Genomic DNA, 15,004 nt, shown 5'->3' on the forward strand with positions numbered 1-15,004 from the left:
GGGTCTCACATTCGGAAGACGCCGAAGCCGCCGCGCGCGCCCTCGACCGGTGCCGTGTGGATCGCGGAGAGGCACAGCCCGAGGACCGTGCGGGTGTCGCGGGGGTCGATGACCCCGTCGTCGTAGAGCCGGCCGGAGAGGAACATCGGCAGCGACTCGGACTCGATCTGCGCCTCGACGAGCGCCCGCAGTCCGGCGTCGGCCTCGTCGTCGTAGGGCTGCCCCTTCGCGGCGGCGGAGGCCCGCGCCACGATCGACAGGACGCCCGCGAGCTGCTGCGGGCCCATGACGGCGGACTTGGCGCTGGGCCAGGCGAAGAGGAAGCGGGGGTCGTAGGCCCGGCCGCACATGCCGTAGTGCCCGGCGCCGTAGCTCGCGCCCATCAGGACCGACAGGTGCGGGACCCTGGAGTTCGAGACGGCGTTGATCATCATCGCGCCGTGCTTGATGATGCCGCTCTGCTCGTACTCCTTACCGACCATGTAGCCGGTGGTGTTGTGCAGGAAGACCAGCGGAACGTCCCGCTGGTTGGCGAGCTGGATGAACTGGGCCGCCTTCTGCGACTCGGGCCCGAAGAGCACGCCCCGCGCGTTGGCCAGGACGCCGACCGGGTAGCCGTGCAGCGACGCCCAGCCGGTGACCAGGCTCGGCCCGTACAGCGGCTTGAACTCGTCGAAGTCCGAGCCGTCCACGATCCGCGCGATCACCTCGCGCGGGTCGAACGGGGTCTTGAGGTCGCCGGGGACGATCCCGAGCAGCTCGTCCCCGTCGTGCTTCGGCGGCTCCGCGAACGCCGGATCGGGGTGCGCCTTGCGGTGGTTGAGGCGGGCGACGATCCGGCGGGCCTGGCGGAGCGCGTCGGCCTCGTCCACGGCGTAGTGGTCGGCGAGGCCGGAGGTCCGGGCGTGCATCTCGGCTCCGCCGAGGGACTCGTCGTCGCTCTCCTCGCCCGTCGCCATCTTCACCAGGGGCGGTCCGCCGAGGAAGACCTTCGACCGCTCCTTGATCATCACGGCGTGGTCGGACATGCCGGGGACGTACGCGCCGCCGGCCGTCGAGTTGCCGAAGACGACCGCGATCGTGGGGATCCCGGCGGCGGAGAGCCGGGTGAGGTCGCGGAAGAGCGCCCCGCCCGGGATGAAGATCTCCTTCTGGGAGGGCAGGTCGGCGCCGCCGGACTCCACGAGCGAGACGACGGGGAGGCGGTTGGCGTACGCGATCTCGTTGGCGCGCAGGGCCTTCTTCAGGGTCCACGGGTTGGAGGCGCCGCCGCGCACGGTCGGGTCGTTGGCGGTGATCAGGCACTCGACGCCCTCGACCACCCCGATCCCGGCGATCAGGGAGGCCCCTACGGTGTAGGCGCTGCCCCAGGCGGCGAGCGGCGACAGCTCCAGGAAGGGGCTGTCGGGGTCGAGCAGCAGCTCGATCCGCTCCCGGGCGAGCATCTTGCCGCGCTTCCGGTGCCGGGCCGTGTACTTCTCGCCGCCGCCCGCGAGGGCCTTGGCGTGCTCGGCGTCGAGCGCGGCGAGCTTGTCGAGCATGGCGGCGCGGGCGTCGGCGTAGTCGGGTCCGCCGGTGTCGAGGGCGGAGGCGAGGACGGTCACGGGGATTCCTCTCGGGAGGCCTTCGTTACGGCGGTCACAGCAGCCCCTCCGGTACGTCGATCTCGCGCGAGCGCAGCCACTCGCCGAGGGCCTTGGCCTGGGGGTCGAAGCGGGCCTGGGAGGCGACGCCCTCGCCGAGGATCCCGGCGACGGTGAAGTTGAGGGCCCGCAGGTTCGGCAGGACGTGCCGGGTGACCGGCAGGTCCGCCGTCTCGGGCAGCAGGTCCCGGAACCTCTCGACGGTGAGGGCGTGGACGAGCCAGCGCCACTCCTCCTCCGTGCGCACCCACACGCCCACGTTGGCGTCGCCGCCCTTGTCGCCGCTGCGGGCCCCGGCGATCCGGCCGAGGGGGACGCGGCGGACGGGCCCGCCGGCGGGCGGCTCCGGAGGCTCCGGCTCGGGCACGGGTTCGAGGACGCGGGTCCGTGCCGGTACGGGGATCCCCTGCCGGGTCCCGTCGGGGAGCACGGCCGTGTGCGGGACCTCGGCGGCGTCCACGTACACCGTCTCGAAGACCCCGTAGGGGGAACCCTTCGCGGGCGGGGCGGTGACATGGAAGCCGGGGTAGCTGGCGAGGGCCAGTTCGACGGCCGCCCCCGTCAGGGTGCGGCCGACGGCGTCGGGGCCGGGGTCGCGGACGACGAGCCGGAGCAGGGCGCTCGCGGTCTCCTCGGTTCCGGCGTCGGGCCGGTCGGTGCGGACGAGGTCCCACCGCACCTCCGCCGGACGGGACCCGCCCCGTACGAAGGCGTCCTCGATCTGGTCCCGCACGAGCGCGGCCTTGGCCTCGACGTCGAGGCCGGTGAGGACGAAGACGACCTCGTTGCGGAAGCCGCCGAGGCGGCTGAGCCCGGCCTTGAGGGTGGGCGGCGGGGCCTCGCCCCGTACGCCCTCGACCCTGACCCGGTCGGGGGCCTCCTGCGTGAGCCGTACGGTGTCGAGCCGCGCGGTCGCGTCGGGCCCCGCGTACCGGGCGCCCGCCGTCTCGTAGAGGAGCTGGGCCGTGACCGTGCCGACGTCGACGAGGCCGCCGGTGCCGGGGTGCTTGGTGATCACGCAGGAGCCGTCGTCGTGCAGTTCGGCGACGGGGAAGCCGGGGCGGCGCAGGAGGGCGGGGTCGTGGTCGCGGAAGAAGGCGTAGTTGCCGCCGGTGGCCTGGGTGCCGCACTCCAGGACGTGCCCGGCGACGACCGCGCCCGCGAGCCGGTCGTACTCCTCCGGGCCCCAGCCGAAGTGCCACTGCGCGGGCCCGGTGACGAGGGCGGCGTCGGTGACGCGGCCGGTGACGACGACGTCGGCGCCGGCGGCGAGGCAGGCGGCGATGCCGGCGCCGCCGAGGTAGGCGTTGGTGGCGAGGGCGCCGTCCCGGGCGGGCAGCCGGTCGCCCTCGACGTGCGCGACCCGTACGGGCAGGCCGAGCTTGTCGGCGAGGGCGCGCAGGGCGTCGGCGAGTCCGGCGGGGTTGAGGCCGCCGGCGTTGGTGACGATCCGGGTCCCGCGCTCGTGGGCGAGGCCGAGGCCCTCCTCCATCTGGCGCAGGAAGGTCTTCGCGTACCCGGCGGCCGGGTCCTTGAGCCGGTCGCGGCCGAGGATGAGCATGGTCAGCTCGGCGAGGTAGTCACCGGTGAGGACGTGCAGCCCGCCGCCGGGCCCGCCGCCGGTGAGCATCTCGCGGACGGCGTCGAAGCGGTCGCCGTAGAAGCCGGAGGCGTTGCCGATGCGGAGGACCACTAGGCCTCCCCGGGCGCGGTACGGGCCGGGCGTCCCGCGCCCGCCGGGCGTCCCGCTCCGGCCGGACCGGCGAAGGCCTGGGCGAGGGTGAGCCAGTGCGCGGCGTCGGGGCCGTGGGCGACGAGGGCGGTGTCGTCGCGGTGGACGCGCTGGGTGACGAGGAGGCAGAAGTCGAGGGCGGGCCCGGTCACCTTCTGGACGGCGCTCTCGGGCCCGTACGTCCACAACTCCCCACCGGGCGATACGAGTTCGACGCGAAAGGGTTCGGCGGGGGGCTGCTCGCCCCGGACGAGGTGGGCGTAGTCGCGGGCGCGGTGGCCGATCCAGGCGACGTGCCGGAGGCGGGCGGTCGGGGCGCGGACGACCCCGAGGGCGTCGGCGACGTCCTGTCCGTGGGCCCAGGTCTCCATCAGCCGGGCGGTGGCCAGGGCGGAGGCGCTCATCGGCGGCCCGTACCAGGGGAAGCGGGTGCCGGGCGGGGCGGCGCGCAGGGCCTCCTGGAGCCGTGCGCGGTCGGCGCGCCAGCGGGCGAGCAGTGTGGCGGGCGGCAGCGCCGCCCCCTCCTCGGCGCCCTCGTCGACGAAGCGGTCGGGGGCGACGAGGGCCTTCTCCGTCTCGGCGGCGAAGGCCTCGGCGTCGGTGGCGGCGAGGAGGGCGGCCCGGTCGGTCCAGGCGAGGTGGGCGATCTGGTGGGCGATCGTCCAGCCGGGGGCGGGGGTCGGCGCCCCCCACTGCCCCTCGTTCAACTCCCCCACGAGACGGTCGAGTTCTTCACTCTCGTCGCGCAGGTCGTCGAGGACGACGACGGGGTCGGACACGGTGCGCTCCCCTCGGGGACGGGCGGTCCCGGTCACGGGCCTTCGCGGAGGAGCATGGCAGCGGGAAGAGAAACAAGCAAGCGTGCTTGCTTTAGTTTCGGAAAGAGCTCGGGGAGGAGAGAGGGGTCCCCTACGTCCGGGCCCGCCGCACCAGCGAGGCGAGCGCGGTGACGCCGACGACGAGGAGGAGGGAGCCGAGGGGGAGGACCGCGCCGGGCCGGTCGTCGATGGAGCCGATGCCGTTCCCGACGGCGACGACCCATCCGACGGTCCCCACCAGCACCATCGGCCCGGCCTTCCGCTCCCCGGTGATCCGCATGCCGAACCACAGGACCAGCGGCATGAGCAGGAACGTGTTGATGAGCGCCGAGGTGAACGCCTGGTCGGAGGAGTACCCGAGCCCGGCCCCGAGCGCGGCGGAGGCCTGGGCGGCGAGCGACAGACAGAGGGCGTCGGACAGGACCAGATGGGACGCCGCGACACCGACCGCCGAGACGATCAGCGCTTTGAGGAGGCGGGGGGCGGCGGGGGTGGGTGCGGGTGATGCCATGGTGCTTGACTATACTCACGGTGTATACATCGGATGTATAGACCCCTGGGCGCAGGCCCCGTCCCACCCGGGTGGAGAGTCCGGCTCAACCGGTCCTGCGGTGCGCGTGCCAGGCGGTGGCGGCAGCCGCGAGGCGCGGGGCCCACGGGTCGGGGCCGACGTTGCCGATCTCGGACCGGACGTCGGCGTCGGCGGCGGCGAAGGCGGTGACGCCCCCGGCGGGGGCGCCGTGCCAGGAGGGAATCTCGGCGGCCCAGCGCTCGGCGGATGCGGGGCCGTGACCGGCGGCGACGAGCCAGACGACCCCGTGGCCGGCGTCGAGCCAGGCCGCTCCCACGACAGGGATGACGGATTCGTCTGCGACGTCGCGGGCGTTCACGGGCGCCGTCATGGTGCGGACGGGGGCCGGGGAGGGGCGCCGCGCGCACGGGGCGCCGAGGCCTACGGAGAAATCCCCCTCACGGAACCCGCGCCGTGGACGAGCGGCGCGCGGCCCGCACCTCTGCCAGGTGTACGGGCCGCGCGCTCTGCTTCACCGGGCCCGCGGTACGGGGGGAACCACGGGCCCGGCGTTTCTGGAGCGGTCCCACGCGCTCGCCCTCCGTGTGCCCGGGAAGTCCCGGAGCATGCGCGCCGCCGCGCAAGGTTTCTCGGGTCTTTTTCCCGGGCCCCCGGACCCGCCGTCCCGGACCCGTCACCGGACCCGCCCGGCTCCCGGACCCACCCCCGTCCCCCATCCCCATCCCCGTCTCCGTCTCCGTCTCCGTCTCCGTCCCCCGTCCGGCGGCCTCACCCCTGCACGGCGGCGAAACGACGCGGTCGCGGAACGAGCTCGCCCCCGCAGTTGGGGCAGATGCTCCCCATCGCGTCGGCGCACCCCACACAGAAGCTGCACTCGTACGAGCAGATCCGCGCGGGCCCGTCCGCCGGCAGCACGGCCACCTGACACCGCTCGCACCGGTCGCGCATCTCCAGGGCCATGGCCCGCTCCCCTCCTCGTACGGCTGTGACCACCCATGCTCTTCACCCGCCCGGCCCGTCTCAACAGTCCGGCGGCCGGGATTCGACGGAATCGGGCCGCCCGTTCCGCGCGTTCGGGCGGCGGATAGCGTGCGGGCATGACGACGACGGGGAAGCAGCGCGTGCTGTACCGGCAGGGCACCGGGTTCTGGCGGATGACGGCGAAGTGGGTCGTGGTCTTCGGGGCCCTGTACCTGCTGGACGGCGGGCTGGTCCGGTCGTGGGGCGACGCCCTCGTCTGGCCGCTGATCGGGATCCTGCTGTGGGTGCCGTTCGGGATCGGTGTCGTCTGGTACGCGCGGAAGGACCACCTGGTCACCCTGACGACGCGCGAACTGCGCGTGCGGCGCAGGCGGTTGCCGATGGACCGGGTGAACCTGCTGCACGTGGCGCGGCTGTGGCTGGAGGGCCGGTCGACGGCGGACGAGCGGCCGGTCGCGGAGTGGACGCGGTCCGACCGGGTGGTGTGGGTGCCGCTGCACGACGGCCGGGCCCACGGCGTGGAGTTCCGCGACCCGGCCGCGTTCGCCGGGATCTTCGGAGGCTTCGCGGTCACGGCGTGCGGCGGCCCGGACCTGGTCCGCGCGAGGGCCGCGACGGCCGACTACCCGGAACCGCGCCCGATGCGGGCCCGCTCGTCCGACGGCGGGTCGGGGACGGGGCTGCTGGACCTGTTCGACTGAGCGCCGGAGAAGCGCGGCGGGGGAAGGCGGGCCGCGTCCCCGGCCGTGTTCCACCGGACACGCCCGGGGAGCCCGCCCCAGGCTCCCCGCCGGGGGGCCGTGCCGGTCAGCCCGCCTCGGGGGCGTCGACGACGGTGCCGTCCTTGTCGACGGTGTGGGTGCGCCAGTACACGTCCCACTCGTCGTCGACCTTCTGCGGCACCTTGCCCTCGGGGTAGCGCGTGTAGCCCTCCGGGACCTCCTCGCCGTCCTTGACGCAGGCGGAGCCGGTCCCGCCGACGGTCATGACGGGGTACTCGCCCCCGCCGCAGATGTCGTCCCGGAAGGAGAGGCCGGAGCAGCCGGTCAGGGCCAGGACCGCGGCCGCTCCCGTGAGCGCGGCGGTCGCGGAGGCGCGGATCCGGCGGCGGAGGGAAGGGGCCTTGCCGGTCGGGGGGGTGGTCACGGGGGTCTCCTGTCGGTCGTTCGGTCTGACCCCACTCTCGTTCCCCGCGATCGCCGGAGCGTGAGTACCGGTACTCAAGCGGGCCGCCGCGTCCCTACTCAGCAGAGCCTCTCCCGGCCACAGTTGGCCGGAAAGAGTGCGGTGCGCCCCCGGCCCCTACCCCTTCCGCCGCGTCGTGCGGACCGCCCCGATGCTCGCCGCGATCACCAGGGCGATGGCCAGGGCGTCGACGGCCGACAGGGCCTGGCTGAGGACGAGGAAGCCGGCCATGGCCGCGACGGCCGGTTCCAGGCTCATCAGGATCGCGAAGGTGGGCGCCGGCATGCGGCGCAGCGCGAGGAGTTCCAGGGTGTACGGCAGGACCGACGACATCAGCGCGACCGCGAGGCCCAGGGCGAGCGTCGACGGCACCAGGAGCCGGTCGCCCGCCTCCGCGAGGCCGAGCGGCAGGCTGAGGAGGGCGCCGAAGGCCATGGCGAGCGCGAGCCCGTCGGCCTGCGGGAAGCGGCGGCCGGTGCGGGCGCCGAAGACGATGTACGCGGCCCACATGCCGCCCGCCCCGAGCGCGAAGGCCGCCCCCAGCGGGTCCAGGCGGTCGAAGCCGCCCCCGCCGAGCAGGACCACGCCGACGAGCGCGAGCCCGGCCCACAGCAGGTTCGTCCAGCGGCGCGAGGCGACCACGGAGAGGATCAGCGGGCCGAGGACCTCCAGGGTCACGGCGGCGCCCAGCGGGATCCGGCTCGACGACTGGTAGATGAGGACGTTCATCCCCGCCATCGCCGTGCCGAACGCGACGATCGTGCCCCAGTCCGCGCGTCCGTAGCCGCGGATCCGGGGCCGGCAGACGGCCAGCAGCACGACCGCGGCGAGCACGAGCCGCAGGGTCACCACGCCGAGGGCGCCGGCGCGCGGCATCAGGAGGACGGCGACGGCGGCCCCGAACTGCACGGAGAGCCCGCTCGTGACGACCAGCGCGACCGGGCCCAGCCGGCGGCCCGCACCCCCGTCCCCGTCCCGTACGGGAAGGCCGCCGGGCCCCGCCGCCGTCGCGACCGGGGTCACGTCCTTGACCGGACTGTCCACCGGCTGCTCCTCCACACGACACGTGGACACGCCACGCACGGCGGTCCGCCGCGCCGGGCCGGCGCGGCACCACCTCACCGTACGGGCCCCCGCGCGGCAGCGGAAATGCCTCTTGCACTGCGGTTATGCTCCGAGCGCATGAGCATCGAGCTGCGCCACCTCCGCTGCTTCCTCGCCATCGCCGAGGAGTCCAGCCTGACCAGGGCGGCCGCCCGGCTCCACCTCACCCAGCCCGCCGTCTCCCGCACCCTCGCCGCCCTGGAGCGGCACCTCGGCGTCCGGCTCGTCGACCGCTCCACCCACCACCTCGCCCTCACCGCCGAGGGCCTCGCCTTCCGGGACCGGGCCGCCGCCGCCCTCACCGCCTTCGACGCCGCCGTCGACCCGGCCGGGCTCCGCCACCGCCCCCTGCGCCTCGGGCACGCCTGGTCGGCGTTCGGCCCGTACACCACTCCCCTGCTCCGGCGCTGGCAGCGGGAGCACCCCGGCACCCCGCTCGAACTCCTCCGCGTCGACGACCGCACCGCCGGGCTCGTCCGCGGCGAGGTCGACGCCGCCCTGCTCCGGGGCCCCGTGGACGCCCCCGGCCTGGTCACCGAGGAGCTCGCCACCGAGCCCCGGGTCGCCGCGCTGCCCGCCGACCACCCGCTCGCCGGGCGGCCCCGGCTCGCGCTCGGCGAGCTGGCCGGCGAGACGGTCGTCCTCAACACCGTCTCCGGCACCACCGCCCTCACCCTGTGGCCCGCCGCCGCCCGTCCGGCGGCCACCCTGACCGTCGCCAACACCGACGACTGGCTCACCGCCATCGCCGCGGGCCGGGGCGTCGGCGTCTCCTCCGCCTCCACCGCCGCCCTCCACCCGTACCCCGGCGTCGTCTACCGCCCCCTGCCGGACGCGCCGCCGCTCCCGGTCGTCCTGGCCTGGCGGGACGCCTTCCCGCACCCGGCGACGGGGGCCCTGGCGGCGCTGGCCCGCGAGATCGCCGCGAAGGCCCGCACGGCGCCCTGAACCCCCCGGCGCGGGACTTCCCGCGCCGCCGCTCACCGCGCCGCCCTGTCCACCGCCTCCGCGAGCAGCTCCGCCACGTGCCGCCCCCGTCCGCCCGTCAGGTCGGCGATCTGCGTGCGGCAGGAGAAGCCGTCCGCCAGGACGGCGGCGTCCGGGGGCGCGTCACGCAGGGCCGGCAGGAGCTGGTCCTCGGCGCAGGCGACCGAGACCTCGTAGTGGCCCGGTTCGAAGCCGAAGTTGCCCGCCAGGCCGCAGCAGCCGCCCGCCAGGCCGCCGGTGAGGCCCGCGCGGGCGCGCAGCCGCCGGTCGGCCGCGTCACCCAGGACGGCGTGCTGGTGGCAGTGGGTCTGGCCGGTGACCGGGCGGTCGACGCGCGGCGGGTCCCAGTCGGGCGCGAGCTCCTCCAGCGCCTCGGCGAAGGTGCGGACGGAGGCGGCGAGCCGGGCGGCCCGGGGGTCGTCCGGCAGCAGCTCGGGCAGGTCGGTGCGGAGGGTCGCCGCGCAGGAGGGTTCGAGGACCACGACGGGAAGGCCGCCTCCGGACGGATCCAGCGCGTCCAGCGTCCTGCGCATCACCCGCCTCGCCGCCCCCAGCTGCCCCGTCGACACGTACGTGAGCCCGCAGCACACCCGCCCCTCCGGCAGCCTCACGCCCAGCCCCGCGTCCTCCAGGACCCGGACCGCCGCCCGGCCCACCTCCGGGGACAGGTGGTCGGTGAAGGTGTCGGGCCAGAGGGTCAGGGCCGGCGGGCGGTCCGAGGCGCGCTCCGCGAACCAGGAGGTGAACGAGGCCGCCGCCACCTCCGGCATCGTCCGCTCCGGCGTCACCCCCGCGAGCCGCGCCGCGAACGGCAGCCGCGTCGCCGCGTTCAGGCCCCGCCCGAACAGGTCGAGCCAGCGCGGAAGGCGCCCCATCGTCCAGTGCGAGCGCGGCCGGCGCAGGAGGCCGAGCGGGCCCGCGTAGTGCCGGTCCAGGAACTCCGCCTTGTACGCGGCCACGTCGACGCCCACCGGGCAGTCGCTGCGGCAGCCCTTGCAGGACAGGCACAGGTCGAGCGCCTCGCGGACCTCCTCCGAGCGCCAGCCGCCGGTGACGACCTCTCCGAGCGCCATCTCGTGCAGCAGCCGCGCCCGCCCCCGCGTCGAGTGCCGCTCCTCGCCCGTCGCCCGGTAGGAGGGACACATCACGCCCGGGCCCGAACCCGGACCCTCCACGCGGCACTTGGCCACCCCCACGCACCGGGCCGCCGCCCGCCCCACCGCCGTGACCGGAAGCCCGGCCAGGGCGAGCCCCGGCCCCGCCGCCGGAGCACCCGCATCCGCCGTCCCGAGCCCCTCGAACCGCAGCCCCTCGTCCAGCCGCCCCGGCCGGACCAGCGTCCCCGGGTTCAGGCCCCCGTCCGGGTCCCACACGTCCTTGACCGCGCCGAAGAGGCCGACCAGCTCCTCCCCGTACATCCTCGGCAGGAGTTCGGCCCGCGCCCGCCCGTCGCCGTGCTCGCCGGAGAGCGAGCCGCCGTGGGCGACCACCAGGTCGGCCACCGCCTCCGAGAAGCGGCGGAAGTGCCGCACCCCCTCCTCCGTCCACAGGTCGAAGTCGATCCGGACGTGGACGCAGCCGTCCCCGAAGTGCCCGTACGGGACGCCCCGGAGGCCGAAATCGGCCAGGAGGGAACGGAATTCGCGGAGGTACGCGCCGAGCCGCGCCGGCGGCACCGCGCAGTCCTCCCACCCCGGCCACGCCTCGCCCCCGCCGAGCGCCCGGGTCGCCGTCCCCGCCGCGTCCTCCCGGATCCGCCAGAGCGCCCGCTGCCCGGCCGGGTCCCGCACGACGGCCGCGTCCACCGCGTCCGCCGCCCGGACGAGCCGCCGGGCCGCCCCCTCGCCGTCCACCTCCACGAACAGCCACGCCCCGCCCCGGGGCAGCCCCACGGCGTCCGGCACCAGGTCGAGGGCCATCCCCTCCACCGTCAGCGGCCCGTGCTCCAGGAGACCCGGCGCCGCGTCCGCCGCCGCGCTCTCGTCGGCGTACCCGAGCACCACCAGTACGGGCTCGGCGGGCAGCGGCACGAGCCGTACGGTCGCCTCCGTGACCACCCCGAGCGTGCCCTCGCTGCCGCAGAAGGAGCGGACCACGTCCACGCCCCGCTCCGGGAGCAGCGCGTCGAGGGCGTACCCGGAGATCCGGCGCGGGAGCCCCTCCGGGTAGCCGGTCCGCAGCAGGGCGAGGTGGCGCTCCACCAGCTCCCGCAGTCCGGGCGGCGCGCCGCGCCCCTCCCGCCCGAGCGTCAACTCCGCGCCCCGGTAGGTCACCACGTCGAGGGAGCGCACGTTGTCCGCCGTGGTGCCCCACGCGACCGAGTGCGCCCCGCAGGCGTTGTTGCCGATCATCCCGCCGAGCGTGCAGCGGCCGTGGGTGGACGGATCGGGACCGAAGGTCAGCCCGTACGGGCGGGCCGCCGCCCGCAGCCGGTCGAGGACGAGCCCCGGCCGGACGACCGCCGTCCGTTCCTCCGGGTCCAGGGAGACGACGCCGCCCATGTGCCGTGTGAGGTCCAGCACGACGCCCGTCCCCGTGGCCTGCCCGCCGATGGACGTCCCGCCGCCCCGGGCGACCACGGGCGTGCCGTGCGCCCGGCAGACCTCCAGGGCCGCCGCGACGTCGGCGGCGTCGCGCGGGGCGACCGTACCGGCCGGAACGCGGCGGTAGTTGGAGGCGTCCATGGTGGTCAGGGCCCTGGCCGTGACGGAGAAGTCGACCTCTCCGGCGACGGCCGAACGCAGGGCGGCGGCGAGCTCGGACGCGTGTTCCCGGTGTCTTCCCACAACTCCAGGATCTCGCGTCCTTCGTCTCATCCGGCGGACATCCGGCGACCGTCCCCTTCCCGACCCGATACTCTCCGCCTCGTGGCTGATATCCAGATTCCCGCTGACATCAAGCCCGCCGACGGCCGTTTCGGCGCGGGCCCCTCCAAGGTGCGTACGGAGGCGCTGGACGCCCTGGCCGCCACCGGCACCTCCCTCCTCGGCACGTCCCACCGCCAGGCTCCGGTCAAGAACCTGGTCGGCGAGGTGCGCACCGGCATCCGTGACCTCTTCTCGCTGCCCGAGGGCTACGAGGTGATCCTGGGCAACGGCGGCTCCACCGCCTTCTGGGACATCGCGACCCACGGACTGATCGAGAACAAGTCCCAGCACCTCACCTTCGGCGAGTTCTCCTCCAAGTTCGCGAAGGCCGCCAAGCTGGCTCCCTGGCTGGCCGACCCGAGCGTGATCTCCTCCGACCCGGGCACCCACCCGGAGCCGGTGGCCGAGGCGGGCGTCGACGTCTACGCGTACACCCACAACGAGACCTCCACCGGTGTCGCCGCCCCGATCGAGCGGGTCGCGGGCGCCGACGAGGGCGCGCTCGTCCTGGTCGACGCGACCTCCGGCGCGGGCGGCCTGCCCGTCGACATCACCGAGTCGGACGTCTACTACTTCGCCCCGCAGAAGTCCTTCGCGGCCGACGGCGGCCTGTGGCTGGCGGCCTTCTCGCCCGCCGCCCTGGAGCGCGCGCAGCGGATCCACGACTCCGGCCGGCACATCCCGGAGTTCTTCTCGCTGCCGACCGCGATCGACAACTCCCTGAAGAACCAGACGTACAACACCCCGGCGCTCTCGACCCTCTTCCTGCTGAACGAGCAGCTGAAGTGGATCAACGGCCAGGGCGGTCTGGACTGGGCCGTGGCCCGGACGAAGGAGTCGTCGGACGCGCTGTACTCCTGGGCCGAGGAGTCCAAGTACGCCTCCCCGTTCGTGGCGGACGCGGCGAAGCGCTCGCAGGTCATCGGCACGATCGACTTCGCGGACGAGGTCGACGCGGCGGCGGTCGCGAAGGTGCTGCGCGCCAACGGCATCGTGGACACCGAGCCGTACCGCAAGCTGGGCCGCAACCAGCTGCGGATCGCGATGTTCCCGGCGATCGACCCGGCGGACGTGCGGGCCCTGACGGCCTGCGTGGACCACGTGATCGAGAAGCTGTAACTCCCCCGCCCCGTACGGAGGGCCCGGCGCCGCGCACGCGGCGCCGGGCCCTTTTCCGCGCGCGGCGGCACGTCACCGGCTCAGGGACCGGTAGCGGCGGACCGCGAGGGGCAGGAAGAGCGCCGCGAGGACGAGCGGCCAGAGGACGGCCATGAGGACGGCGTGCTGCTCGACCCAGGAGCCGCCGCCCGCGCCGGGGTTGCCGAAGAGCTCGCGGGTGGCCGTCACGGTGGACGAGATCGGGTTCCAGGCGGCGACGGGAGCGAGCCAGGAGGGCATCAGGGACGGCGCCACGTACACGCTGGAGATCATCGTGACCGGGAAGACCACGGCGTACAGGGCACCGGCCGCCTCCGTGTTCGGCAGCACGAGGCCGCACCACACGCCCGCCCAGATCAGGCTGAAGCGCAGCAGCAGGATCAGCCCGAAGCCGAGGACCGCGGGGCCGAACCCGTTGCCCGGGGTCCAGCCGATGGCGAGGGCGGTGACGGCCAGGACGGCGAGTTCGGCGGTGGCGATCACGAGGTCGGAGAGGGCGCGGCCGGTGACGACGGCCGAGGGCGCCATCGGCATGGACCGGAAGCGGTCCACGACCCCCTTGCCGCTGTCGGTGACGACGGCCACGGCGGTGTTCATGAGCCCGAAGGCCATGGCCATGACGAACATGCCGGGCATCAGGAACGCGCGGTAGTCGCCGCCGCCGGGCACCCGCATCGCGCTGCCGAAGACGAACCCGTAGAGCAGCACGGAGACGATGGGGAAGCCGAGCTGCCAGAGGATGGCGGCCGGGTTGCGGCGGTAGTTGAGCAGGGTGCGGCGGACGAGGGTGAGGCCGTCGGCGAGGGCCCAGCGGGCGCGGCCTCCGGGGGCGGTGACGGTGGCGGCGGGGGCGGCGGTGCTCATGCGGCGGTCTCCCGGGGGGCGGTTTCGCGGGCGTCGGTTCCACGGGCGTCGGCCTCCCGCCCGCCGGGGTGATCGGCCTCCCGACCGACAGGGCGATCGGTCTCCCGGCCGTCGGAGCGGCCGGCCTCCCGCCCGTCGGGCCGATCGGCCTCCTGACCGGTCAGCCGGAGGAAGACGTCGTCGAGGGCGGGGCGGCGCAGGGCGAGGTCCTCGACGACGATCCGCTCCTCCTGGAGGGTGCGCGCGACCTCGGTCAGGGCGGCGACCCGGTCGGTGACGGGGACGTGGACGCGCCGCTCGGCCTCGTCGGTGCGGGGTTCGGCGCCCGCCACCCGGGCGAGGACCGCGCGGACGGCCGGCAGGTCGGCGGCCTCGGCGACGACGACCTCGACGCGGTCGCCGCCGACGAGGTTCTTGAGGCCGTCGGGACTGTCGTCGGCGATGGCCCGGCCCCGGTCCACGACCGTGATCCGGGAGGCGAGCCGGTCGGCCTCGTCCAGGTACTGGGTGGTGAGGAGCACGGTCGTGCCGCCCGCGACGAGGGTGCGGACGGCCTCCCAGACCTCGCCGCGGGCGCGCGGGTCGAGTCCGGTGGTCGGCTCGTCGAGGAAGAGGACGGCGGGGGCGAGGATCATCGAGGCGGCGAGGTCGAGCCGGCGCCGCATGCCCCCGCTGTACTGGCCGGCGCCCCTGTCGGCGGCCTCGGTGAGGGAGAAGCGGTCGAGGAGTTCGGCGGCGCGGTCGCGGGCGCGGCGGGCGCCGAGGTGGAAGAGGCGGCCGAAGACCTCCAGGTTCTGGCGGCCGGTCAGGCCCTCGTCGACGGCGGCGTACTGGCCGACGAGTCCGATGCGGGCGCGGACGGCGCGCGGGTCGCGGGCGACGTCGGCACCGGCGACCTCGGCGCGTCCGCCGTCGGCCCGGAGGAGGGTGGCGAGGATGCGGACGGCGGTGGTCTTCCCGGCGCCGTTGGGGCCGAGGAGCCCGTGGACGGTGCCGGGGCGGACGGCCAGGTCGAAGCCGTCGAGGGCGTGGGTGGCGCCGTCCCGGCCCCGGTACTCCTTGCGCAGGTCCTCGGCGAGGACGGCGTACTCGGGGGCGCGGGCGGTCGCGTCGGTGCGTTCGGGCATGACGGC

At 75.3% G+C, this 15,004-nt stretch carries 14 protein-coding genes; 3 read left to right on the forward strand and 11 right to left on the reverse strand.

Annotation, left to right across the window (positions count from 1 at the left end; translation table 11 throughout):
• Positions 1-5: 5 nt before the first annotated feature.
• The 6 genes from ACIQKA_RS30690 to ACIQKA_RS30715 form a co-directional block, all read right to left on the reverse strand.
• Entirely contained in the window at positions 6-1,604 is a 1,599-nt protein-coding gene (locus tag ACIQKA_RS30690; protein ID WP_402543014.1) for an acyl-CoA carboxylase subunit beta, read from the reverse strand.
• Between the two features lie 34 nt (positions 1,605-1,638).
• Positions 1,639-3,336 (reverse strand): acyclic terpene utilization AtuA family protein, encoded by a 1,698-nt coding sequence (locus ACIQKA_RS30695; RefSeq protein ID WP_391094362.1) that lies wholly within the window; start codon positions 3,334-3,336, stop codon positions 1,639-1,641.
• Complete coding sequence (locus ACIQKA_RS30700; protein ID WP_391094360.1) at positions 3,336-4,154, reverse strand: TIGR03084 family metal-binding protein; 819 nt, start codon at positions 4,152-4,154, stop codon at positions 3,336-3,338. The genes ACIQKA_RS30695 and ACIQKA_RS30700 overlap by 1 nt, the downstream gene beginning before the upstream one ends.
• A 130-nt stretch (positions 4,155-4,284) precedes the next feature.
• Positions 4,285-4,704 (reverse strand): hypothetical protein, encoded by a 420-nt coding sequence (locus tag ACIQKA_RS30705; RefSeq protein WP_402543015.1) that lies wholly within the window; start codon positions 4,702-4,704, stop codon positions 4,285-4,287.
• Between the two features lie 85 nt (positions 4,705-4,789).
• On the reverse strand, positions 4,790-5,095 hold the full coding sequence (locus tag ACIQKA_RS30710) for a hypothetical protein (protein ID WP_402543016.1): 306 nt from the start codon (positions 5,093-5,095) through the stop codon (positions 4,790-4,792).
• A 398-nt stretch (positions 5,096-5,493) separates the two neighbouring features.
• Positions 5,494-5,685: a DUF1272 domain-containing protein gene (locus tag ACIQKA_RS30715; protein WP_383159455.1), complete on the reverse strand. Its 192-nt coding sequence runs from the start codon at positions 5,683-5,685 to the stop codon at positions 5,494-5,496.
• Between the two features lie 137 nt (positions 5,686-5,822).
• Here ACIQKA_RS30715 and ACIQKA_RS30720 point away from each other — a divergent pair, with 137 nt between their 5' ends.
• The gene (locus tag ACIQKA_RS30720; RefSeq protein WP_390110646.1) at positions 5,823-6,407 is read left to right on the forward strand and encodes a hypothetical protein; all 585 of its coding nucleotides are present in this window, start codon (positions 5,823-5,825) and stop codon (positions 6,405-6,407) included.
• 106 nt (positions 6,408-6,513) lie between these two features.
• On the opposite strand, the gene ACIQKA_RS30725 is transcribed toward ACIQKA_RS30720, so the two are convergent.
• Together ACIQKA_RS30725 and ACIQKA_RS30730 are read right to left on the reverse strand one after the other, a co-directional pair.
• Positions 6,514-6,807, reverse strand: coding sequence for an SCO0607 family lipoprotein (locus ACIQKA_RS30725; protein WP_383159457.1), 294 nt, complete (start codon positions 6,805-6,807; stop codon positions 6,514-6,516).
• Positions 6,808-7,008: 201 nt separating this feature from the next.
• Complete coding sequence (locus tag ACIQKA_RS30730) at positions 7,009-7,839, reverse strand: DMT family transporter (RefSeq protein WP_383159460.1); 831 nt, start codon at positions 7,837-7,839, stop codon at positions 7,009-7,011.
• 234 nt (positions 7,840-8,073) lie between these two features.
• Between ACIQKA_RS30730 and ACIQKA_RS30735 the strand changes: the two genes are divergently transcribed.
• A complete protein-coding gene (locus tag ACIQKA_RS30735; protein ID WP_383159444.1) occupies positions 8,074-8,943 on the forward strand; it encodes a LysR family transcriptional regulator in 870 nt (289 codons plus the stop codon).
• 32 nt (positions 8,944-8,975) lie between these two features.
• On the opposite strand, the gene ACIQKA_RS30740 is transcribed toward ACIQKA_RS30735, so the two are convergent.
• Positions 8,976-11,798, reverse strand: coding sequence for an FAD-linked oxidase C-terminal domain-containing protein (locus tag ACIQKA_RS30740; protein ID WP_391094351.1), 2,823 nt, complete (start codon positions 11,796-11,798; stop codon positions 8,976-8,978).
• 51 nt (positions 11,799-11,849) lie between these two features.
• Between ACIQKA_RS30740 and serC the strand changes: the two genes are divergently transcribed.
• Positions 11,850-12,968, forward strand: a complete 1,119-nt coding sequence (gene serC, locus ACIQKA_RS30745) for a phosphoserine transaminase (RefSeq protein WP_383159450.1) — start codon at positions 11,850-11,852, stop codon at positions 12,966-12,968.
• Between the two features lie 72 nt (positions 12,969-13,040).
• On the opposite strand, the gene ACIQKA_RS30750 is transcribed toward serC, so the two are convergent.
• Both ACIQKA_RS30750 and ACIQKA_RS30755 read right to left on the reverse strand, forming a co-directional pair.
• Positions 13,041-13,871 (reverse strand): ABC transporter permease, encoded by an 831-nt coding sequence (locus ACIQKA_RS30750; RefSeq protein WP_383430300.1) that lies wholly within the window; start codon positions 13,869-13,871, stop codon positions 13,041-13,043.
• Positions 13,868-14,998: an ATP-binding cassette domain-containing protein gene (locus tag ACIQKA_RS30755; protein ID WP_402543033.1), complete on the reverse strand. Its 1,131-nt coding sequence runs from the start codon at positions 14,996-14,998 to the stop codon at positions 13,868-13,870. Before ACIQKA_RS30755 ends, ACIQKA_RS30750 begins: the two co-directional genes overlap by 4 nt.
• Positions 14,999-15,004 lie beyond the last annotated feature (6 nt).

The organism is Streptomyces sp. NPDC092045, from assembly GCF_044756005.1.
Classification (GTDB): Bacteria; Actinomycetota; Actinomycetes; order Streptomycetales; family Streptomycetaceae; genus Streptomyces.

Bases quoted from the DNA above. Each gene is read 5' to 3' on its own strand.
- ACIQKA_RS30705 (WP_402543015.1), bottom strand. From the start codon at position 4,704: ATGGCATCACCCGCACCCACCCCCGCCGCCCCCCGCCTCCTCAAAGCG.
- ACIQKA_RS30710 (WP_402543016.1), bottom strand. From the start codon at position 5,095: ATGACGGCGCCCGTGAACGCCCGCGACGTCGCAGACGAATCCGTCATC.
- ACIQKA_RS30715 (WP_383159455.1), bottom strand. From the start codon at position 5,685: ATGGCCCTGGAGATGCGCGACCGGTGCGAGCGGTGTCAGGTGGCCGTG.
- ACIQKA_RS30720 (WP_390110646.1), top strand. From the start codon at position 5,823: ATGACGACGACGGGGAAGCAGCGCGTGCTGTACCGGCAGGGCACCGGG.
- ACIQKA_RS30735 (WP_383159444.1), top strand. From the start codon at position 8,074: ATGAGCATCGAGCTGCGCCACCTCCGCTGCTTCCTCGCCATCGCCGAG.
- ACIQKA_RS30740 (WP_391094351.1), bottom strand. From the start codon at position 11,798: ATGAGACGAAGGACGCGAGATCCTGGAGTTGTGGGAAGACACCGGGAA.
- ACIQKA_RS30750 (WP_383430300.1), bottom strand. From the start codon at position 13,871: ATGAGCACCGCCGCCCCCGCCGCCACCGTCACCGCCCCCGGAGGCCGC.
- ACIQKA_RS30755 (WP_402543033.1), bottom strand. From the start codon at position 14,998: ATGCCCGAACGCACCGACGCGACCGCCCGCGCCCCCGAGTACGCCGTC.